The sequence below is a fragment of the Aureliella helgolandensis genome (genome assembly GCF_007752135.1).
GTDB lineage: Bacteria > Planctomycetota > Planctomycetia > Pirellulales > Pirellulaceae > Aureliella > Aureliella helgolandensis.
Genome location: NZ_CP036298.1, coordinates 1,059,609 through 1,081,955, shown reverse-complemented (window position 1 = coordinate 1,081,955; position 22,347 = coordinate 1,059,609). Strand labels below are relative to the sequence as shown.

Annotated in this window: 11 protein-coding genes; 4 read left to right on the top strand and 7 right to left on the bottom strand. The window is 54.3% G+C overall.

Annotation, left to right across the window (positions count from 1 at the left end; all coding sequences use genetic code 11):
* Position 1: 1 nt before the first annotated feature.
* The 5 genes from Q31a_RS03735 to Q31a_RS03715 form a co-directional block, all read right to left on the bottom strand.
* Positions 2-2,215, bottom strand: a complete 2,214-nt coding sequence (locus tag Q31a_RS03735) for an arylsulfatase (protein ID WP_197356172.1) — start codon at positions 2,213-2,215, stop codon at positions 2-4.
* A 443-nt stretch (positions 2,216-2,658) separates the two neighbouring features.
* Positions 2,659-4,308 (bottom strand): arylsulfatase, encoded by a 1,650-nt coding sequence (locus tag Q31a_RS03730; RefSeq protein WP_145074185.1) that lies wholly within the window; start codon positions 4,306-4,308, stop codon positions 2,659-2,661.
* 142 nt (positions 4,309-4,450) lie between these two features.
* Complete coding sequence (locus Q31a_RS03725) at positions 4,451-5,908, bottom strand: DUF1254 domain-containing protein (RefSeq protein WP_145074182.1); 1,458 nt, start codon at positions 5,906-5,908, stop codon at positions 4,451-4,453.
* Between the two features lie 104 nt (positions 5,909-6,012).
* Entirely contained in the window at positions 6,013-7,530 is a 1,518-nt protein-coding gene (locus Q31a_RS03720; protein ID WP_197356170.1) for a DUF1254 domain-containing protein, read from the bottom strand.
* 1,016 nt (positions 7,531-8,546) lie between these two features.
* The gene (locus Q31a_RS03715; protein ID WP_145074178.1) at positions 8,547-10,634 is read right to left on the bottom strand and encodes a Vgb family protein; all 2,088 of its coding nucleotides are present in this window, start codon (positions 10,632-10,634) and stop codon (positions 8,547-8,549) included.
* A 419-nt stretch (positions 10,635-11,053) separates the two neighbouring features.
* On the opposite strand from Q31a_RS03715, the gene Q31a_RS03710 reads away from it, so the two are divergent.
* The 3 genes from Q31a_RS03710 (at position 11,054) to Q31a_RS03700 (ending at position 17,251) form a co-directional block, all read left to right on the top strand.
* On the top strand, positions 11,054-11,653 hold the full coding sequence (locus Q31a_RS03710) for an RNA polymerase sigma factor (RefSeq protein WP_231691211.1): 600 nt from the start codon (positions 11,054-11,056) through the stop codon (positions 11,651-11,653).
* Positions 11,631-15,200, top strand: coding sequence for a serine/threonine-protein kinase (locus Q31a_RS03705; RefSeq protein ID WP_145074175.1), 3,570 nt, complete (start codon positions 11,631-11,633; stop codon positions 15,198-15,200). The genes Q31a_RS03710 and Q31a_RS03705 overlap by 23 nt, the downstream gene beginning before the upstream one ends.
* A 740-nt stretch (positions 15,201-15,940) precedes the next feature.
* The gene (locus Q31a_RS03700) at positions 15,941-17,251 is read left to right on the top strand and encodes an IS701 family transposase (protein ID WP_145072406.1); all 1,311 of its coding nucleotides are present in this window, start codon (positions 15,941-15,943) and stop codon (positions 17,249-17,251) included.
* A 236-nt stretch (positions 17,252-17,487) separates the two neighbouring features.
* On the opposite strand, the gene Q31a_RS03695 is transcribed toward Q31a_RS03700, so the two are convergent.
* Both Q31a_RS03695 and Q31a_RS03690 read right to left on the bottom strand, forming a co-directional pair.
* Positions 17,488-18,990 carry a family 16 glycosylhydrolase gene (locus tag Q31a_RS03695; protein ID WP_145074172.1) on the bottom strand — a complete coding sequence of 501 codons (1,503 nt, stop codon included), beginning with the start codon at positions 18,988-18,990 and terminating at the stop codon, positions 17,488-17,490.
* A 556-nt stretch (positions 18,991-19,546) separates the two neighbouring features.
* Complete coding sequence (locus Q31a_RS03690; protein WP_145074169.1) at positions 19,547-20,692, bottom strand: AraC family transcriptional regulator; 1,146 nt, start codon at positions 20,690-20,692, stop codon at positions 19,547-19,549.
* 320 nt (positions 20,693-21,012) lie between these two features.
* On the opposite strand from Q31a_RS03690, the gene Q31a_RS03685 reads away from it, so the two are divergent.
* Positions 21,013-22,143: a Gfo/Idh/MocA family protein gene (locus Q31a_RS03685; protein WP_145074164.1), complete on the top strand. Its 1,131-nt coding sequence runs from the start codon at positions 21,013-21,015 to the stop codon at positions 22,141-22,143.
* Positions 22,144-22,347 lie beyond the last annotated feature (204 nt).

The following is a 22,347-nucleotide window of genomic DNA, read 5'->3' as shown; positions in this document are numbered from 1 at the left end:
ATCAGTCGTTCGCCTTGTCGTGAGCCTCATGGATCTTCTTCTGTTCGGCTGGAGTGAACTGGGTGGGCCCGAGTTTAATATTAAGAGCGTCGATGGAACCGGTGAAATCAAACGGCAGGATATAATCCTTCGAATTGATCTCGGTGCGGGTATCCACTCCCACATCAAATGTTTCATCCATCACCTGGATGAACGCGATTGAATTGGGTTGTTTGTGCGAATCCACAGCCACGCCGTCCACCTTCAGGGTTCCGGTTCCACCCTTCGCGATTCCCGGACCATCATAGACATAGTCATATACAAGGGTGTGTTTCCCCGCGGTAAGCGGCTCTTTTGCAGCCCACCTGTATTGCGCGAGTCCCAACATGTTGTAACCGAAGACAGGCACACCTTTTAGAATGTAAAATCCCCATCCGCCAAAACGGCCTCCGGCAGTAACGATCATGCCGTTGCCCCCGTCGTCCGGCACCGTTACTTCGGCTGTAATCGTGTAAGACCGCCCCAGGATATTTGCTGCGTTTGAGTCCGACATCCCGGGATTCACACCTGTGTAATTGAACTCGGATTTACCAACGGTTGTACTCGGTCTTGGCTCCATGGAACGAGCGAACTGACGGTTGTCCAGTGGGTATACATTGTGTTTTTTGGCCTCTTGGTCGAATAGTGCCTGCATTTCCTTCAGCTTTTTCGGGTTTTGTGCAGCGAGGTCGTTATTTTGGGAGAAATCGTCATTCAGGTAGTACAATTCCCATTTGTATTCGTCGATCGGAGGGAATGACGCATTCAAAATCCATGGTCCGTGAGGAGGCACCGTATTGGCATACCAGCCTTCACTGTATATGCCACGATTTGCAATCATCTCGAAGTATTGAACTTTGCGGGCGGATGGCGCGTTGGCATTCTCCTTCTTAAAGGTGTATGCCATGCTGGTGCCTTGAATGGGCTTCTGCGGGATGCCGTTGATTTCCTCCGGTTGCGATACTCCGGCAGCGTCCATGATCGTGGGCATGATATCGATCATGTGGTGAAACTGGGTGCGGATGCCGCCGATATCGTCAATATGACCCGGCCAGGAAATGGCCATGCCCTGACGGGTTCCACCGAAATGGGAGGCGACCTGCTTGGTGTATTTGAAGGGCGTGTCAAATGCCCACGCCCAGCCGACCGCCATGTGTGGATAGGTTTCCCGTGATCCCCAGACATCATAGAGCTTCAATTGGTCTGCCACGGGAATATCGAGAATACCGTTGAACGACGCATATTGGTTGGGCGTTCCCAAGAGGGTGCCTTCCGGGCTGGTTCCGTTGTCACCACAAATGTAGATGATCAGGGTATTGTCCAATTCGCCCAAGTCCTCGACCTGTTGGATCACGCGGCCGATCTCATCATCGGTATAGGCGGCAAAAGCTGCGAATACTTCGGCCTGTCGCGCGAACAATTTCTTCTCGTCGGCTGAAAGCGATTCCCATTCCGGAAGGTCATCCGGCCAAGGTGTCAGTTGCGTGTTGGTGGGGATCACACCCAAACGCTTTTGATTCGCAAAGATCTGCTCCCGCATTTCGTTCCAACCCATGTCGAATTTCCCCTTGAACTTTTCAATCCATTCCGTCGGTGGTTGATGGGGCGAATGGGTGCCACCCGGTGCGTAATAGATAAAGAAGGGTTGGCCGGGATTCGCCGCCTGGAGCGCTTTCATCCTGGCAATCGCCTCATCGGCCAGATCGGTGGACAAGTTGTAATCGGGTTTTCCTCTCCACGGGAAAATCTGGGTATGGTCCTGAAATAGGTAGGGTGTGTACTGATCGGTTTCGCCACCCTGGAAGCCGTAGAAATAATCAAATCCCATTCCAGAGGGCCATTGATCAAACGGCCCCGCCACACTGTAGGCAAACGATGGTGTATTGTGGTTTTTCCCGAACCAGGAAGTGGCATATCCATTTCCTTTTAGGATTTGACCAATGGTTCCGTTGTCCAAACCGATGATCGAGTCGTAACCCGGATATCCGGTGGAAAGTTCGGTGATCACGCCAAAGCCAACCGAATGGTGATTGCGACCCGTGAGCAATGCCGCACGGGTGGGCGAACACAATGAGGTGGAGTTGAACTGCGTGTAACGCAATCCGTTGTTAGCCACACGGTCCAGGGCTGGCGTTGGAATCACGCCTCCAAAAGTTCCGCTGACACCGAAACCGGCGTCATCCGTCATGATCAACAAGACGTTCGGTGCTCCTTTTCCAGGCACGACGCGGGGTGGCCACCAGGTTTTTGAGTCGGCGACGGTTGGTCCGATTTTGCCGTCGTTCGGCGGTTGCGGCGCCGGTAGTTGTTTGCCGCTGATGGTCGTGGTCGCATCCGCGGCTCCCGGTGTGCCGGTGGTTTGAACTTGTCCGTGGGCCGCGGAACTGCTGAGAAGTAGCGTCAAGAACAATAGGGCCCTTGAGAATTCGGATAATCGATGATTCATGAATTTGCGTGAGGCGGTATGGGGGTGATCTCTTTACAGTTGGGTTGTCCGCATGAGTTTTGCCCCATGAGAGAGTCGTGAACTCAAACTCAAAACGCAAGTTTTCGCGAAATCAGTTGAATTGGGATTCACTGGTGAAGTCGCGAGCCGCCTCATGAGAGACGGCCCGCGAGTTTCCCGATCGAATCAATCAGCTAGTTGCCGGTGGGAAGAGGAAGATTAATTCCGTCTTCGGCCAGCGACTTACGCAGCCAGTCAAACTTTTGGTAGTCCGAAATGGTGATTGGGCCGTCGTAGCCCGCGCTCTGAAGTTTGCGAGGCGGGTACTTTACGTAGGTCTTCATGAGCTCTTTAATTGCCGGTTCGATGGTGACCAAGGTCCACGTACGTTCGGTGAAGTTGTTCATGAACAGGTCGTAGCGTTCCTGCGGATCGGCCCACAGGTCGAAGATTTGAGGAACGGTGGCGACGTACTTTTCCGCCCCCTTCCAACCGAGGTTGGTATCGACTGAGAGACCGCCGGTTTCCTGGCCATTGTCACCCCGGATGTTAAAGCAAGCCTTGTAGTTGCCCACGCGAACCGCCCCTGGGGAGAGTTCGTTTTCCGTAAAGTAGAACCATTCCTTGCGCGGTGACGGGCCGGTGCCCAGGAGGACCGGTGTAAGGTCGTAGCTGTCGAAGATGATCGGCTTCCCTTCGCGATCATTCTCAGGCAGCTTCACACCTGCGACGGAAGCAAATGTCGCCATGAGGTCAAGGCCTCCGACGATGTCGTGGTTCTTCGATGCGGCTTCGATCTTGCCAGGCCAGACGGCGATGGCAGGCACTCGGCTTCCACCCTCACGAACAGTCCCCTTGGTGCCGCGGAACGGGGTGTAACCGGCATCCGGATAAACGTCCTGCCACGCACCGTTGTCGGTGGTATACACAACCAGCGTATCCTTACCGAGGCCAAGCTCGTTCAGCTTGTTCATGATGCGACCAATACGGGTGTCAAGCTCGACGACAGAGTCGGCATACTTGCTCTTGGACAGCGACTTGTGTTTGAACTCAGGCGCCGGCATGTTCGGCTGGTGGACCTTCATGAAGTTCACGCTGATGAAGAATGGGGTGTCGGGAGCCTTCGCCGCTTCCTCCAGGAACTCGATAGCCGCCTTTTCGACATAACCATCAAAGTACGGAATTCCGACGACGCCCTCCTTACCATCGATCACGGGAGTATCGACATACTGGCCGTTGATTTTGAAATCCTCTTTGGCGGCTTCTCCAGCCAGGCCGGACATCGAACCTTTGGTAACCTTCTTGAAGAACTCGCGGAGTTCCGGGTCCATGCCGGGGAACCATGTCGGGTCGGCGTAGGTGTAGGCGTTGAGGTGATACAGCCCGCAGTATTTCATGACGTCGTAGCCCTGGGCATTGGGCAGCGCGTAGTCGGATTCGCCGAGGTGCCACTTACCCGTAAAGTAGGTTTTGTAGCCGCCGGTTTTAAGAACGGAGGCCAGAGTCCACTCCGCCGCAGGAAGTCCGCCGCCCTGGCCCTGGAAGGCGACGGTGGTCATGCCGCTGCGATTGGGAATCCGGCCAGTCTGCATTGCTGCGCGTCCGGGCGTGCAGCTTGGCTGAGCATAGAAGGAGAAGAACGTCATGCCGTCCCGCGCCATTTTATCGATGCTCGGTGTTGGCATGCCGCGTCCGACTCCGCCGCCATAGGGACCGAGGTCACCGAAACCGGTGTCATCGGAAACGAGGAACAGGATGTTAGGTGCTTTGTCAGCGGCTTGCGCTGAAGTGACGAAGCCCATGACAAGCCCGAGGGCGAGGGCGAGGTGTTTAATTTTGTTCATTTTTGTACTTTCTGGGTTGGGTTTTCTGTCAATGTTGCTATCCAGTACGAGCGGAAATGGGGCGGAATATTCAAATTTTTGTAACCGTTCACGGATTTGCATGATAGTCGCTGATCAGCAACTATCGCGTGAACGGCTACGATTATTTCTGGAAAGCGGACTTGGCCATCACGATGCCCGGTGGCTTCCAACTGCCTTTGCCCGGCGGCAGCACGGACGGTGCTTCGGTCTTCGGCCAGTAGAGACGCATGACCAGATAGACAGTGTCGTTTGGCGCCGGGAGCCAGTTGGCCTCCAGGTCCCCGCCGGGGTTGTCTTTCTGGATGTAAAGGGTGAGAGATCCGTCTTCGCCCTTCTTCATATTCGGAATCATCGGTGAGTTGATGAGGTAGCGGTTGATCGGGTTTTCGATTAAATACTGCGACTTGCCGTCGTACATGGTGACCGACCAGAAGGCGTTCACTGGCGGGTACTGGCCCGCAGGGAAGGTGATGGTGTAATTGTTCTTGCTGCAATCGAGTGTCTCGCCATTACCGTCCACGCGGGTCAGCGGGTAAACGGCTTCGGCGGCGCTGTTGCCATAAAGGCCCGCTTTGGCGGTGCCGGAGCGCATCAGCCAGTCGCCGTTGTAGTGAGCTTCGTCCCCCGGCAGAGATCCAATCTGCCAGCCATTGACGTCGGTCAGCCCCGAGGCCAAGTAGGCGCTGATTTTTTCGCCACCGGCCTTCATTCCTTCGACGAGGGCTTTTTGGTGCGCTGATGAAAGGTCTTTGAGGTCAACGGTCTTGTCAGGGCCGATGCCGATGGTCCCCAGCTTGGCGCGGATGTCCTTATCCATGTCCGTTTCGGGAACGTACTGAAGCGCGGCGTCGAGGTAGCTCCAGAAGTTCTCCTTGATGCCTTCGGTGGTCGCCGGCATGAAGTCGATCGTCGGGGCGGCGACAGGTGCGGGTTGCTTGAGGAAGGCGGAAAGCGGCTCGACCTTGTAGCCATCCTGAACCTTGATCACGCTGGACATGTCATCCGGATTGAAGAGCTGGGTGCGGTAAGCGACCAAGGAAAAGGGCGTGGTCGAAGTGAAGACTTCTTTGATTCCGTCGGGCTTCTCGCCTTTCCAATCGGGACCGACGACCATGTAGCTTCCGGGATCGTTGCCGGTGGCGCGGCTGCCAATGTAGCCGTAGTTGTAAGTATTCCCGTCGCACAACATGACGGCGTAGTAGCGTTCCTTTTCCACCGCAGGCACGGTCAAGACGATCGGCTCAGCACGCAAGTCAAGCCAAGTGAAGGAATAGGGCGTGTCACTATTCGGTGTGATGACCGCCGTGTCCTTGTAGGTGTAAACACGCGGCTCGTTCTTGAGCTGGTTGAACGGGGCCTTGAACTGACTGCCACCCTTGTCGACAGCATATTCATACATCACGGCATAGTTCATCACGATCGGTAAGCCGTAGATGAAGCCCTCCTCAGCGAGTTCTTGAATTTCCCCCGGGGAGGTTGCCGTCGATACGTCGGCGACCTCAATGCTCTTTTGCTCACACGCAGTGAACGTGAGCATGACAGTCGCGAGAGCAGCGCAAGCGAAGACGTTTGGTTTCATGGTATTTCGTTTTTGGAATGGATGAATGTGGTGCTTTCGAAACTGAATCCGCTGGCCGCTCCAGAGAGGGAAGGGCCCGCACCATCTAAAATCGAATGATCGGATTATTTGACTGGCTCGATCTCGCTCGGACGCCAAGTCTTGCTAATCCATGGCTCCAACGGGCCGTAGAGCCGCAAGATGGTGAACCAGCTTTTGCCGGGGATGGTTTCCAACCAGTTACTCTCTTTGCCTTCCGGAGCTTTCGGGCCAAAGTAGACATCGTAGGAGCCGTCTTCGTTTTTCTGGAAGCCTTCGCTCTGGCTGCCGACGGTCGGAAAGGTCTGACTGGTTTGGAGAAGGGAACGCGTTTGCGTGTCGTACAGCGTGACCGCCCAGAAGTTGTTGATGGGAACGTTGGGCGGCAGGTGCAGCTTGTAGGTTTTCGAGCCGTCGAACGCATTCTTGTCCGCATCCAGATATGCCAGGGCGTAGTCGGATCCTGCCCCCGCGTGGCTTGTTGCCATGGCGGGCGTGACGCCGGTCGCGTTGAAGTAAAACAGCGGTCGCGCGTCTAGATTCATCGTGCCATCCGCCTCGAAAGAAGTGTTCTTGTTGGCATAGGCCGTCGTCCAAGCGCTGTTGGTGTCGGGGTAGATGAAGACACCGTCGATCCGTGGCTGATAAGTGATGGCGCGGGCGGTGGCGTTTCCAATATTCGCCGCTTCACTTAGCAGCTGCTTCATGCGGGTATCGGGATTGAACAGCTTCCCTTTGACGATGCCGATTGCCGCCAGTTGGCCGCGCATCTCAGGGCCGATGGCATCGATGGGTTCGACCTGTACCAGCTCGTTGAGGTCCTCGAAGAAACTGAAGTCGCGAGTGACGATGGTGCTATAGCTCTTGCCGGATATGTTGATGAACTCGGTGGCAGGTGGGTTTGCCGCCTTGGCAAGCGGGTAGATCCGAAGCTTTGACTTGATGTTCTCCACGGCTGGTGGAAGTCCCTTCGCGATCGAGCCGCGCAGGAACATCAGGTTGTTGTAGGTGGGTAGCTTGACGATGAAATAGCCTTCGGGTTCGTCTCCACTGTAGTCCGGAGGAAGCAACAGATATTTGCCACCCTTGCCCTTGTCCGGGCCGATCACGCCAAGGTTGTCGATGAAGCGAAACCAGGCGTCATCGAGGAATCCCAACATGCCCGGCGGAAGCTCGACGACCAGCGGCCCTTCCGTTTTCAGATCGAGGTAAGTGAGGGCATACAAGGTCGACGTGTTGCCCGTGAGGTAGAGTGACTCGGGTTTAAGGAGTTGCTCGGTGATCGTGACCTTGTTGGACGCATCCGCGCCAATGCCTGCGTTGCCCTTCCGCATGGCATTAAGCGATGCGGCGCCCTGGTTGTTGAGATAGACCTCAACTGCTCGCATCCGGTCGAGATTGTCATAAAGAGTTTCGACGGTAGCCTGAGTCGGCACGCCGTCGAAGAACTCCAGCTTTCCAATCGGTGTTTCGACCTTGTCGGGGATGCCGATCGATTTCAGGGTTTCCTGAGAGACTTGGGCGAACACTGAACCGCTGCCGGCGAAGAACATTACGCCGATGATGGCAGATGTCCGAAGCCCTTGCTCGGGTAAGTACTTCATTGAGTTCATTTTCATTGGATGACGGCTTGGGAATTTGCCACGGAGCGAGAAGTTTGGGTGGTTTCACAGTGAATGGACTGACCAGCTGGGCAACGTCGATAATATAGAGTTTAGCGAACTTGAATTCCTAGGGCGGAGAATAAAGACGAAAAACGCCTGGCTTTACTTAACACAAACTACATTGCCCGAAGTGGTAGGATCGGTCTAAAAAACGATTCGGACTCGGAATCCACAGGCTATCAATTATCCAGTACATTTGAGGCCGCGCCAGGCGCCGTTTCGCTCTTTTCCCTATTTATGGGAGCGATACACGATTGAACGCGGGACGCAATGAGAGGATTGACGGCACATGAGCTGCGGACAACGGCAATCAGTAATCAAGAAACCGCTGGAGATTGGTGTGTCAACCTCGGACGGCTGCCCGCTATGACTACAGATGCTAGCCCAATTCTTCCACACACTCGATTTTGCACTTCGCAAGGTCGACCAAGCTAGGCTCGTTTTGGGCCCAGCCGGTAGGCAGTATATCAATTGAGCCGGACACACCACCACCGATTCAATTGCAGAGTTGCATGCCCTGGTCACGGACGATTGAGTTGCCATCAACCAATTCCGCTCGGTCATTCTAAATTGCAGTAAGTTAGACAACTCGACTTGACTCAGCATTTCCGTTGAATGCAAACGATGAGCGGGACCGCTGAAGCGCCGCGATCGAATTAAGAACAGCCATCGTAACCGACCGTCTGAGTTCCAACTCCGCGACTCAGGTGGGCGTGACATTGTTCTTCAAATGGAGGGCGAAATGATGATTTGCCATTGGGCGTCAACGGGGTCACCGATTGGGCAACAGCTTGCCCCCGCTACGTTGTCGATTTTGCTGCGACGAACTGAATAGCGCCTCCGGTAAAACGTCGCGGCAAGAGCAATGAGGGCGGCGCAACGGGCTACGATAGATGGTTGTGATCTCCCAGGAGACGGAAAAGAGGAACGTTGGAACGCTGCGGCGGCCTGACGAGCTAATGCGATTCCGCCGGCCCGATTAACGGCGTACGCACAGGTTTGGCCACCCCGAAGAAGACCACTGTTGTGTTGGAGGCAAAGCGGGTAGACAACGCCTCATCGGGCACTTGCTGGAAGCCGGCAAGTGTCTGGTCCCAACTGTTGGCTACCCAGACGTTACCGGCGGGATCCGCAGCGATGCCCGTGATCGTTTGCAGACCGCCGATATAGCCGCCCGGCGGCGAAATCGCATCGCCTGTTTTGAGTCCCGGCGGGCAGGTCTCGGTGCGCACACCACACAAATGGGAAATGTTGTGACTCATGGAATTCGAGACCCAAACATTATCGTTGCCATCAATAGAGATTCCCCAGGCGCCGTTCATTGTCTTGCCAGCGTCAAAGGGGCCAAGAACGGTACCGTCAGGGCGGATCATCGACACATCGCCCCCGGGATACTTGTCGCTGATTTCCCACAGATCGATCCATTCCTTGGCCGCGCGCTCTGCAGCTGGCATCGAACCTTCGAGGCCCCCCAGCCTCGCTCTGATCTTTTCCTCGACGAATGCCAGTTTCTCCCTTGTCCCAGGGTGTCCGATCGAATTCGCGACCCAGGCATTGCCCTGACTGTCGATGGCAATGTCGTGAGGACTGAATCCGACCCTAAACTCTACGGCATTGCCCGGTTCACTGGCAGGAAAGCGGGTCACCGTGTTGGAGCCGCTATTCGTGACCCAGATCCGATCCCGCTGGTCAATCGCCAAGCCAAAGGGTTTTTTCAGCTGGAACGTGCCATCCACCGGTTTGCCATCCACGCTTTGCCCCCAAATGCGGCCTTTCGAAGGGTCGCCCTGAGGCAGATGAACGATGTGACTTTGGTCATTGTCGAGCGTCCAAATGTCGCCATTTGGCGCAACCATGATGCCCTGCATCGCACCCAATTTCCCATCGAAATCATAGCCGGCCTCTGGCGAAAGCGGCTTACCGGTCTGGCTGTCGAATACGGAAATGGTGCTGCCGATAATGCTAGTCACCCAGACCTTGTCATCGCGGGAAACCGCGATGCCCCAGCCAGCACTATCAACACCGCCGCCGCGAAAGCCCTTGATCATCGGCGAAAGCGGCTTACCATTGGGCGCAAATTTCGAGATCCCCCCGCCAACCCAATCAAAAATCGTTGTTTGTCCTCCCACAAGGAAGTTGTTGGATGACCACATGTTGCCTTCGCCGTCGATTGCGATCCCGCCCACTCCGTTGTAGCCTCCGCCTGAGTAAACCAGCGACAGTGTCCATGAGCTGGGAGCGAAATTGAGGTAGGGGATGAGAGACACCTCGCGCCACCGCTTTCCGACAGGAACGGGGTACAATTCGTCTAGCAATGCAAAAATTTTGGCCGCATGATGCGATGGATTCCGGGCGATGTTCTGTGCCGCCATCAGCGTGTTGGTCGGCGAGACACCACCCGGCGGCGTGGCCGCTTCGAACAATTTGGTGCACGCGTCCGGTAGCTCGGCGACGCAGGCCGTCAGTAGAATCCCCAGCGTATTGAACTTGGCTAAGGTCGTGGTCTCAGAACTGTTCAGTGGATCTTGGATGACCGGTCCCCATCCGCCGGTTTCGAGATCCACCAAGTTCGGCACGTTTCCAGCTGCGATTTGCAGTCCTAATGCATTGCCACTCAACTCGGTGCCGTTCAGAAACTGCGCTCCGGTCCATGCGGAGGCCACGGTGGTGAGTTCGTTAATAGTCACGCGTTTGGGAGATTCAGCTCCCAACGTGGCCATCAAAGTGGTTGCGGGATTCGGCCCCTTTCCGAAGCTTAGCTTCGACTTACCGCCCGCAGCGATCAGGTAAAGCACGCCGGCATCTTCATTCCCGTCCGGAAGCTCCAGTTCATAACTACCATCGTCATCCGACTTTGCCTCGGAGAGCTTCTGTGGCGATCCTGCCCCAGCCAGAAACAGGGTCACCTCTGCCCCGGAAATCGGAGCACCGCCAGCTTCGACCCAACCTTCAATACGATCGGCAGCCGACGTCGATACAGACATGAGTGCGGCCGAAACGGCGATTACTGCATATTTCACGTTCTGCCCGACAGGATGAATCATGGTCTCGATGCTTTATCTAATTGGCTATCCCACGGAATGGGTGGGTGAGATGTTGGTTTGACGCTTGCTCGGGCTACGCAGAAAGGGGTAATTGAATTGTATCAATGAAAGGTACATCTGGTAGAGAATTCAGTTACTGGTTTTGGTGCTTAAATCAACTCCGACCACCTCCTCCCCGATACCAGATACAGCTAGAGACTATACCTAAATCATCACGGTTGACTCGAGCGGTTTGAGTACGCAAGGCAACTATTTCGCAAGATCGCTGGCTGGTTGCAACCCTACGGAAGAACAGTCGTCCCTAGTGCGGTGAGCGCCGCAGGGAGACCACCGGCGTTTCGCAGCAGTCGGATCGCTAATGAGATTTTCTGTACAAATCCTGTAACAATAGTCTCCCAGTTGTGGGTAACTCTTGGAGGATGATTTTGCAGGGACCAGAAACACGACCGTCGCTGATTGGAAAGCTGCACGACCCGGCTGCTGCGGAAGCTTGGGCGGAGTTCGTGCATTTGTACCAGCCAATCGTCTATCGCGTCGCTGTCCGTCGCGGTTTGCAGCATGCCGATGCGGAGGACCTGACTCAGGATGTCTTTGCCACCGTGGGACGAAAAGTGGCGGATTTTGATCTTGAGCTGAGTGGATCGTTCCGCGGCTGGTTGCTGAAGATTACTCGCGATCTGGTCGTGAACAAACTGACGCGTGGCCCTCGTGAAGTGGGCACAGGCGATTCGGAGACGCGCCACAGGCTGAACGAGCATCCGCAGCGCGAAGAAACCGAGACGCTGCTGAGATTCGAACATCAACGCTTGATGCTCTCACAAGCGTCGGAGCGGTTGCGATGCAAGATCAGTCCTTCAATCTGGAATGCCTTTTGGCTGACTGCCGTTGAAGGCCAATCGATCGCAGACGTAGCAAAGCAGCTGGATAAATCCGAAGGAGCTATCCGGGTCGCCCGATGCCGTGTCTTGGCACAACTTAGAAAAGAGGTACAGGCCGATGATCACCCGTTTTCATTATGACCGAGAAACTCTAGCTCGTTTCTTGGACGAAGCTGGGCCGGAAAGCGATTCCGACATCGCCGTTCACCTCGAGCAGTGCAACCAGTGCCAGGCGACGCTTGAGTCGCTGTTGAGCGAGGGGCTGACGATGGAAGCTGCTGGTGATCTGCTGCGCGGCGAAGCAGCCGAACAGTTGGCGTGCGATCAACCGCACACACAACAACCGACCGAACTCGCTCACTCAACGTTCCTCGAGCCTTCGGAGCACCCGGAATCGCTCGGTCGTTTCGCACGCTTTGAAATCATGGAGTTCCTCGGCCGAGGTGGGATGGGCATCGTGATGCGAGGCTATGACACGTCACTGAACCGGCACTCCGCGGTGAAGGTGTTAGCCCCCGAATTGGCAACCAGTGCGGCGGCACGCAAGCGATTTTCGCGTGAAGCGAAGAGTGCCGCCGCGGTCGTGCATCCGCATGTGGTGCCGATTCAAACCGTCGACGAACACAATGGCTTGCCATACTTGGTGATGCCCGTCGTCGAAGGTCAAAGCGTGGACGCGCGCGTTCGCAACTCGGGTCCACTGTCAGTCATGGAAGCCATTCGCATCGCGTCGCAAATTGCCGATGGACTGGCCGCAGCACACGCACAGGGATTGGTTCATCGCGATATCAAACCAGCCAACGTGCTACTGGAGAACGGAGTCGAACGCGTGCAAATCACCGACTTCGGGCTCGCCCGCGCCATAGACGACGCCAGCATGACGCGCAGCGGCATCATCGCTGGAACACCTCAATACATGTCGCCCGAGCAAGCTCATGGCGATTCCATCGATCACCGCAGTGACCTGTTTAGCCTCGGCAGCTTGATCTACTTCATGCTCACCGGTCATTCGCCGTTCCGGGCCGAAACCACAATGGGCGTCCTGAACCGTATCTGCAACGAACAACCGCGTAGCCTTCGCAGCATCAACGCTGATATACCAGATTGGTTGGAGCAGATCGTGATGAAGCTGCTTGCGAAACCTCGCGAAGATCGTTTTCAAACTGCGGCAGAAGTCGCTGAGTTGATGCAGCGTTGGCATGCACATCTGCAACAGCCCGATATTGTCGATCCGCCTCAGAAAACTGACCGAAAGTTGGCATCGGTTGCGCATGCAGACCGATCGCAAGGTGGATTGGCGAAGTGGCTGATCGCCACGGCCGCGGCTGGCTTCCTGGCCTTTGCTGGAGTCTTCATCGTTCTTGAATTGGACAAAGGCACGTTGACCATCGAGTCGGAGGCAGATGATGTGCCGATCCAGATCATGCAGGGTGACGAAGTGGTCAAGCAGTTGACGGTGACGAGAACGGGCACGTCGGTCCGCGTGGCGTCGGGCAAGTATGTCGTTTTGATCGATGGAGAATTCAGCGACCTGCATGTTGAGTCTGAGGCTGTGACTCTTGGCCGTCGTGAAACGAAGGCTGTACGGATTGTACAAGCAAGTCACACCTCGGAAGCAGGACAATCGGCTCGGCAAATGGCAAGAACCTACTACGATCACCTTTATCATGGGCGGGAAGTCGATGCAAAGTCGCTGTTGGCATCGGAAGCCAGGCCCCATTGCTCGCAGCACAAGTGGTTCAATGAAGTCCGCAATCTTGTTTCTGTAGCAAAACCACACGATCCGAAAGTTGCGACCCGAGGCGATACCGGAATCGCCGTGTTTGACGCAATGCCAATTCAATCAGCCCACGCCGACATTGGAGACGTTGGTTGCCTCTGCCTAAAGTTGATTCGCGAAGGGGATGAGTGGCGCATTGACGATGTTGACCTTTGGAAACCGAACGATGCCAAACAGTCATTGCAGCACCTCGTTCAAAGCAACGAAGCTCTTGAAAAAACTACTCAGATGGATAAGCTGCGTGCACACGAAGCGACTACGGAAACAGGAAGTAGCAAACGGTTTAACACTCCAACAGTGCTAGCCGCCCTCCACGGGCGATGGCGAGAATTGAATCAAGAAGAAGGCGAAGCATTCAACCAAACTTTGATTTTTACCGGCGGCGCATCGGGACAATGGTACAAGACGGCCATGACGCTTCCCGTCAGTATCACTTACTACGTTGAAGGGCCTGAGCTTATCCTGCAGTATAACTACGAACCCGAGACGAGCTTTGACTATCGCATGAAGCAATTGCGATTTGACTACGAGCTCGACGGTGATGCACTCGTCCTAACCCGAGAGGGAGTAACGACTCGCTTTGAACGAATCCGCAATTCGATTGGGGAAACACCTCTGGCCCAAGCGAGCGCACCAACGCAACTCTATCCTGCCTATGCGTCATCTCCTCAAGGCGCTGGCGTCGCTCTACCGACTCCCGTCCGTACGTTAGCGGATCATGTGCAGTGGTTTAATCGCAGGACTCATGCGGTGGAGGGTGACGACGCACAGCCGCCGCTGACAATCGATGAGCTACTATGCTTTGCCCAGTGGAAGCTAGAAACCGATGATCCGAGTTCCGTCGAAAAAAGGAGCTTGCTCACGGCTGTCGGCATCGGCCGTTGGCTGCCTGCAGAATGGTCCATCGAAGGGGGTGAGTCGTCAATGGAGACAACTGACGGCGCAATACGCGTTTATCGCATTCAGCTTGCTAATCGTATTTCGGGTACGAAGATTGTCGTACGTGAACGGTATCTTTCGCCGCCTGCTGAGTACCTTGTATCCGCCACGGTTGCACCGGAGGTGACAGCGACACCGCTGTCGGAGGCGATTACCGAGTTCAACGCCCTGCACAACCAAATCGATGGCAAACGTCAACCACCGCTCACGCTAGAAGAAGTGCTCGCTGCGATCGCGGATGGGTGGACTCGACGCAGTGGAACCTCAGTGGACAATGAGACCGATGTGACATTCCAAGAGATTGCGAAGACACATCGATTGCCAGCAGACGCCAAATTCGAAGTGCTTCCTACTTTTCAAACTGCCGCGGGAGATACCTTCAAAATTTGGTCGATTCGGATCGTGTTACCGCATGCCACAACGCCAATGTCGACAACTGCGTTTACGATTCGAGAGCAGTACCTTTCGGTCAACTCCGCCTTGGATACCATGATCCACTGGGGCCAGCCCAACGACGATGGATTGCAAGCCGGATTCCGTCTAATCCCCGGTCAGCGTGCTTACCAAGTGGGGCAGTCCATCGAGACAGAGTTCTTCTATCGCAGCATCTCGGGCAAGGCGATTCCGGCAAGCCTTCCGAACATCTTTTCACATCGCAAATTGATCGCTCGCGATGCACAAGGCAACGACTTGGACATCGTCGAAGTTCGAGACAAGACCGTTGGTGGTGCTATGGAAACGCAAATTGGAGAGACTCCAACCCGCAAGCATGGTAAACCGCTCGAACTGGGATACATCACTCCCGACCCGCAATACGACAGTCTGAGCCCGCATTACACTTACCTGACCGTGGAAGACGGGCAAAGGGTTTTCCTGGAATACGTCGTCAGCGACTTCAACGGCGGAGAGTTGCACACCGCAGAATTGGTGGTCGACCTTGCGGCGACTTCGTCAACGGTTCCGCATTGATGCAATTCCAGACATCAAGTGTGATCTTATTTTCTGCCTACTGCGCGACATGAACTGCAAATCGGGGGGCCATATCAAATTCGCTTTTGGCAAAGCTTGAGAATTCGGTGCATCCAGTTGCGCACGACACGCGGACAAATTGGTCTGCCGCGGCGAGTGTCTTCGAAATAGGAATACAGGCATGTCCCCTCGAATCCACCGATACTTCCGTAGCCCGCAAGCAACGAACATCTTCGCAATTGATGTGACCGCTTTTTTGAGTCACCGAAGTGGCTTCGGCGGCACGCGACAAAACAGTCATTGCATCGGTAACTAAGCGGAAATCGCACCGATGAAAATAAAGCATTGAAATTGCCCACGACTTTGCCAAGTCACTACGAATGGCGTACCCGCAGCGGACCTCTACGCACTGAAGACTCACAGGAAGGTGGACCTAAGCGCGCAACGACAGTCGCGGGCGGGCTGGGCTCCTAAGCCAACAGCTTGTCAAAACGAAGACACCTTCAAAGTGCTTTGGGCTAAATTGCAGGTAGATGTCATCACTCCGGTCGTAAACAGTTGAGCCACACCGACATGAATTAACGCGGCTCTTCTGCCGCTGAGGTTTGTTATGTGCCTGGGCACTTAGTTCGACTTTCGCACTTTTAAGCCCTTTGCTAGCAAATGGTTGTGAAGAAACTGGCCCCCGGGTTGCAGGCTTTCGCCTGTGTTAACTAACCCAAACAAGGAGGCCACTTTCAATGGACATTGCAACATCTTTCATGCCACTTCTGCAAGTCTTTACTGCCGCGATGACTGAGCCAACCGCACAGTCCTTCAAGCAATTCGTCGCAGGATGGATCTTCGCACCTCGCAGGAATATCACTGGGGCGCTTCGAGCGATTGATCCCACCAAACATCACAGCGCCTATCACCGTATCTTTGCCGGAGCGAGGTGGTCAATCGACCAAGTGGGACTGGCAATGTTCGATCTCGTCGTCAAGCTCACCGATCAGCAACATTGCTATCTTGTCGGCGACGATACCCTGATTCACAAGACAGGCTTGAAAATCTACGGCACAGGGATGCACCGGGATGCCAGCCAAAGTTCCAGTGGCTTCACGTCGTTTCGCTGGGGCCACTGCTGGGTCGTACTGTGTGTCTTAGTCCCTTCACGAAAAGATCCGACGCGAAAGTACGCGATCCCGGTTTTGATGAGGCTCTATCTGAACACCAAGACCAACAAAAAGCTACGTCGCAAGCATCGCAAGAAGACCGACTTAATGCTCGAGATGATCCAACTGTTGACCCAGCATGCGGGCGAGAAATCCCTGCATTTCCTGGGTGACTCGGCTTACACCGGTGGTCGCATGCTGGAGCAAATCCCCAGCGGCATGCATGTCACCGGTCGCATTGGCAAAGACGCCAGACTCTGTGAAGGTCCACGACCCAAGAAACCCGGGCGAGGCCGTCCACCACGACGTGGACCGGTGCTGCCCAAGCCGACCGAGATGTTAGCGACCAAGGGACTTCGTCGTACCACGATCAACCTGTACAGCCAATCGAGCTTTCATGTTCGGATCACGTCGGTGGTCTGCCGGTTGTACCTTGCCCCTGAACGAGAAGTCAAAGTGGTCGCGGTGGAGCACCTTCGCGGCGGGCGGGGAATCGAAGTTTTCTACAGCACCAATGTCAACTTGAGCGAAGAAGAAATCTTGCAGCGGTTCTCTTTTCGTTGGCCGGTCGAGACGACGTTCCAAGAAGCCAAGGGTCACCTCGGTCTGGGCGAACCGCAGAACCGAGTCCGCGCAGCGGTTCGCCGCACGACGCCATCAATGTTCTATCTGTATGGTCTGATTGTGTTGTGGCACGAACACGTCCGGCCAGAGCCTGGTCCATTCATACGAATGTGGCGTGGCAAACGCCATGCATCGTTCGCGGATATGCTCGCGACGCTGCGTCGCGATTCAGTCGAGGAAACACGACAATCTATTTTCTCAGCCGGTCGTTTACCGCCAGCGGCTCAGAAATTAATCAAGCCCCTGGAAGTTCTGCTGTCACTCGCAGCTTAAAAGTGCGAAAGTCGAACTTAGGACCGTCGGAACAATAGTTGTCGCCAGATCGCTCCGCCGATCGGCATTTCCTCGAACGAACCGGCGGAGCGGTTCGGCGACTATCCGACACTTATGATTCCCTCGGTCCCTAGTGATCTCGCAACAATTCCAATATGCATAGAGGCTGCCATTTTCTAAGCGACGAACCAGCGGGTTGCTTTGTTCCTCAAACTCATTCTTGCTGATCAACTGGATTATTCGGTCTTTCCATTCGGTAGAGCGGGGTCACGTATTCTCCGAAGGTCTTGCACCTTCACAACGGTTACCCCGTCAACATGCATCAGCCCGCCTCGCTGCGACTCTGTATTGTTAAAAAATATGGTTGCCGTCCTATCGCTGCTGCCAGTCGTGAATTCGATGCTGTAGGACTGAAACCAATTGTGAAATAGCTTGCGAGTGAGTCTGGAGCCCCCATAGTCCTCAACGCCGAACCATCCTTCGTGAAAGACGACTGGCTTGATTCTAAGGTTGGATGGTTCTAATGTTCCTGTAGTCCCTGGAGTCCGGAGGTACGCCGTTAGGATGTATTTGGAATTCGGTTCTACCGAAATCACTTGGTTGGCTGCTCCGGTACCACCCGCACCTATTTGCATTGCGTTGGGGTCCAGGGAAGGATTGTTGTCTTTCCAATACTTCCAATTGGAAACATCTTGAATGGCAACCAGTCCCTGTGTATTCCAACCATCTAGATTCGTCGCAAAGTTACCGTTGGCAACCAGATTTGCTCCATGTTCGTCATGCTTATGATTGCCTCCCGCCCCCCGTTTCCAAACACGAACATAGTCCACTTCAAAGACGGCCTCTTCGCCAAACATGTCAGCCTTCAGCTCTGACACACGGCCCTCCCAATCGAATAGCTCACAATCAATCCACACTCGCTGTTCATTGTCGATAACCCATGCACCATGCCCGTTAAGTTTAACGTCGTCAGCTTCCTCTTTGCTCAGCGTACGGACCAAAGCGCCATCGACATAGAATTTAATGTAGTCTTCCGTCCAGTCGGCTGCGTAGACATGCATTCCATCCGTGACGTCAAATCCGAGGGAGTGTTTCTGGGTCCAGTGCCTTCGATTGCCGAGATTTTCATTGATTGCTCGATTCCAATTATGAATCGACATTTGCATGGTCGTTGAGATATCCGTATTGTCCTTCTGAGCATCCCAACCCTGTCCGACGTGTTCAAATATATCCAGCTCTCCACGATTGCCATCATTAACGCCATTGCCTACGGCCCAGAAGGCACCGGACATCGGACTCTTTCCGACACGACATCTGATTTCCATATAGCCGTATTTTAGAAGTTTCTTACTGATCAGCGCGCCGGTGGTAATCGGAGGAACGCCATATCCCTTGGCGAATGGGAAGCTCGGATTCCAGTGGGACTTGATCCTGAGTATCCCCTCGCTTTGGGAGATCGCTTCTGGAATGAACTGCGAGTTTCTTCCTTGGTTTGCGTTGTAGTATGCGCCTTCCCCATCATCCTTGCCCTGCACATGCCAAATACTTGAAAGTGTATCGTCATTGAACTCATCGCTGAACGCATCCTGCAACTGCCACTCCCCGATGTTTGCGGGATCAGTATGAGGAAGGCACTCTGCACTAAGGTCATCCGACTCAGATGCTGCACAGCTGGTAGAAGCCGTCCAATTCATAGCGAATAGGAGCAGGAAGAACGCAAGCAATAAATTGGGTTTCATCGTTGACAACTATGACAAAAGAGTTTTGAAGCAGGATGAGTGTACTATATCCAACCAAGCGCACAACGAGGACTTCTGGCTACGGAACGCTTCGCGAGGTTCAGACTCGCGTTTCGGGGGCAAAGTGGGCTCAATTAAGGGACGATTCTATTGATTCTCCGTTGCTCGGAATTTGCTTCCGGCAGCGCACTATGCGTCGCCCCCCGCGTCCAAAGCACGAGAGTGCGACTGGCCGCGTGCACCGCCCCCCAGATAATGCGATCAAGCGGCTAGGGAACATTCGCCTCGCGAAGACCTCCGCCAGCGAGCGTCGAAGATCCATTCGAGTGCTTGCCTCCGGCTCCAATTGAAAGGCGGTGACTGAGCCCGACGCGACTTACGACATTAGCTTCGTGACAACGGTTGCATTAACCGACCGCAGATGTTGAACCGGTCAATTTGCACCGGTGACTAGACGACGCGCACTCCCAGGCTGGTTCGTTCAATTCGATGGGACCAGGAATCGAAGTCACCAGACATGATTCGGACGATCCGAGTCAGTGGCTTACGCGTGCCACTAGAAGGAACTGCGATAGTCACTGGCAGTCATTCCAGTTTGTTTCTTAAACATGGCTGAGAGGTACTCTTCGTGCTCATAACCAACTTGTCTAGCGATCGACGAGAGTGTCAAGTCAGTATTTCGGAGAAGATGTTTGACGCGGTCCAGCCGAATTCGCGTGATCTCTTCGTGAGGTGTCCGGCCAAGGATTTTTTGAAACCGGCTTTCCAGGACTCGGCGAGACCAGGGCACAAGCGGTAACAAATCGCTAACGTTGATTCCTGCACTCGCATGCTCGCGGATATAGCGAACAACCTTTGCCACGATCGGATCATCAATCGCGAGGGTGTCTGTGGAGAGTCTCGTTTCAATGCATACAGGTTCCACGCGAATGGCCTTTTCACCGATTGCTTCGCCAGACATCAATCGATCGAGTAACGAGGCTGCCTCGTAGCCCGTTTTTCGAGAATCGCACTCGATACTAGTAAGTGGTGGATTGGATAGATTGCAAAGTAGATGATCATTGTCCACTCCAATGATTGCCGCCTCTTCAGGAACGGCGATATTCTGTTCGTGACATACGTCAAGCAGACGCTGAGCCATAATGTCATAGCAGGCCATTATGCCAATTGGCTTGGGGAGTTGCTCCATCCACTTCATCAATCTATCGCGTTCACTCGTCCAGGAGAATTGAGGAGCACTACGATCCTTCGACTGGTACACGTCGCATTCGTATCCAGCCTCGATTACGAAATCCACAAAACGTTTCTCTCGCCAGATTGACCAATTAAAAATGGGATCTCCGCAGTAGGCGAAGCGCTGAAATCCTCGATCAGCGAGATGCTTGAATGCAAGCTCTGCAATTGATTTATCGTCTGTTTCAACCCAAGGTATGTTGGGCAAGCGGCGCGCGGCGCTTACGTCGACTACCGGTAGACTAGTCTCTTGAATTGCAGTGGCGATGGCATCCGTTTCAATACGTGCAATGATTCCATCACCACTCCACCGTGAAAGCCATGCTGGAGGCGCCGCGCCGCGCTCCTGCTCAGGTAGATAAATCGACCACGCATCATGCTGGCGCACATAATCGACAACACCTTCGAGAAGACCTCTGGCGTAAGCATTTGATGTCTCGACAAGCAAGGCGACGCTTCGGCGGTGCATAGTAATGGCAAGTAGCTAGAAGAATTGGTTCATCCAAGTTTTCCGGACCAGCGAAGCATCCGCTGTGAACGTCCAAGACCTCAATGACTGTGGTGGAAATATCGTATCCTAATGGGTTGCGTTATCCATGAACACTATAGTCTTGCCTACTTCTCGCCGGTGAAAAAACGCATCCCGTATTCGCAAAACCTCATTTGCGATTCAACTGGACGCATGATAATGGGGAAGCACTCGACACAAGACATGACAACACCACTGCTCCTTGTGCGCAAGGCAGCCGAGCAGACTCACCCCCGTTAAATAGCCGGAAAGGGAATCCGATGGCAGGACTCAACAACGTTGCAATGGTGGGGCTTGGATTTGGCTCCGAGTTCATTCCGATTTACCAGGCTCACGAGGGCACGAACGTATTGGCAGCGTGTCGCCGAAACGCGACAGAGCTGAACAAGGTTTGTGATGAATTTGGCATCGAGCGTCGCTACACGAACTACGACGACGTACTTGCGGATCCTGAAGTCGATTTCGTTCACATCAATAGTCCAATTGTTGACCATGCGTGGATGTCGTTGCGGGCGCTGGATACCGGTAAACACGTGATATGTACCGTACCGATGGCGACATCGATCGAGGAATGTCGCCAAATCGTCAAAAAGGTAAACGAGACCGGCCTGAAGTACATGATGGCCGAGACGGTCGTCTACAGTCGCGAATTCCTTTTTATCAAGCAGCTTTACGAGGCTGGTGAACTGGGCGTCATCCAGCATCTGGCGGCTTCGCACCCGCAAGACATGGATGGATGGCCGGAGTATTGGAAAGAGATGATTCCGATGCACTATGCGACTCACGTCGTCAGCCCCTGCCTTGGACTGATCGATGGCCTGGCTGAGTCGGTAAGCTGTTTTGGTTCCGGCAAGGTTCGAGATGAAATAGCCCAAAAGTCAGGGAGCCGTTTTGCAGTCCAATCCTGCCACATCAAGGTACAGCACTCAGACGTCGTAGCACATGTATGGAGAAGCCTCTATGACGTGGCTCGACAATACCGAGAAAGCTTTGATGTTTATGGGACGAAAAAAAGTTTCGAGTGGACGTTGATCGAAAACGAACCGCATGTGATTCATACGGCCAAGAAAAGTGAACCTGAAATTCCCGCAAGGGTTGAAGTCCCCGACTTTGCGCATTTGCTCCCCGAGTCCATTCGGAGATTCACGATGCCCGCAGAAATTCATGACGCGGATCATCTATCGTTTATCCAGGGAGGTGGTCATGGCGGCTCGCATCCTCACATTGTCAATGAGTTCGTGAGTGCGTTGCAGCAAGGGCGAGATCCTTGGCCCAATGCTGTCATCAGCGCCAACTGGACTTGCGTTGGAATTTGTGCACACGAGTCCGCAATGAAAGGCGGCGAAGTCGTAAGACTACCGGATTTCACCTTAGGACCGTCGGAACAATAAGTGCAGCTAGGTCGCTCCGCCCATCGGCATTTTCCCGAACGAACCGGTGGAGCGGTTCGACGACTATCCGCCATTAATTGTTCCGTAGGTCCTTAACTCAATAGTTGCGTTCCTGGGGTTGCATGCCACCGAGTCTTAATCGGAGTGCTGTGACAACCAGCCGCGACCAGCAATGAGGGCCATTTATGCGCAGATGAGTTGTCA

What these genes read in the sequence shown, in the direction of transcription:
- Q31a_RS03690 (WP_145074169.1), bottom strand. Translation starts at nt 20,692, where the DNA reads ATGCACCGCCGAAGCGTCGCCTTGCTTGTCGAGACATCAAATGCTTAC.
- Q31a_RS03715 (WP_145074178.1), bottom strand. Translation starts at nt 10,634, where the DNA reads ATGATTCATCCTGTCGGGCAGAACGTGAAATATGCAGTAATCGCCGTT.
- Q31a_RS03725 (WP_145074182.1), bottom strand. Translation starts at nt 5,908, where the DNA reads ATGAAACCAAACGTCTTCGCTTGCGCTGCTCTCGCGACTGTCATGCTC.
- Q31a_RS03730 (WP_145074185.1), bottom strand. Translation starts at nt 4,308, where the DNA reads ATGAACAAAATTAAACACCTCGCCCTCGCCCTCGGGCTTGTCATGGGC.
- Q31a_RS03695 (WP_145074172.1), bottom strand. Translation starts at nt 18,990, where the DNA reads ATGAAACCCAATTTATTGCTTGCGTTCTTCCTGCTCCTATTCGCTATG.
- Q31a_RS03685 (WP_145074164.1), top strand. Translation starts at nt 21,013, where the DNA reads ATGGCAGGACTCAACAACGTTGCAATGGTGGGGCTTGGATTTGGCTCC.
- Q31a_RS03710 (WP_231691211.1), top strand. Translation starts at nt 11,054, where the DNA reads ATGATTTTGCAGGGACCAGAAACACGACCGTCGCTGATTGGAAAGCTG.
- Q31a_RS03720 (WP_197356170.1), bottom strand. Translation starts at nt 7,530, where the DNA reads ATGAAGTACTTACCCGAGCAAGGGCTTCGGACATCTGCCATCATCGGC.
- Q31a_RS03700 (WP_145072406.1), top strand. Translation starts at nt 15,941, where the DNA reads ATGGACATTGCAACATCTTTCATGCCACTTCTGCAAGTCTTTACTGCC.
- Q31a_RS03705 (WP_145074175.1), top strand. Translation starts at nt 11,631, where the DNA reads ATGATCACCCGTTTTCATTATGACCGAGAAACTCTAGCTCGTTTCTTG.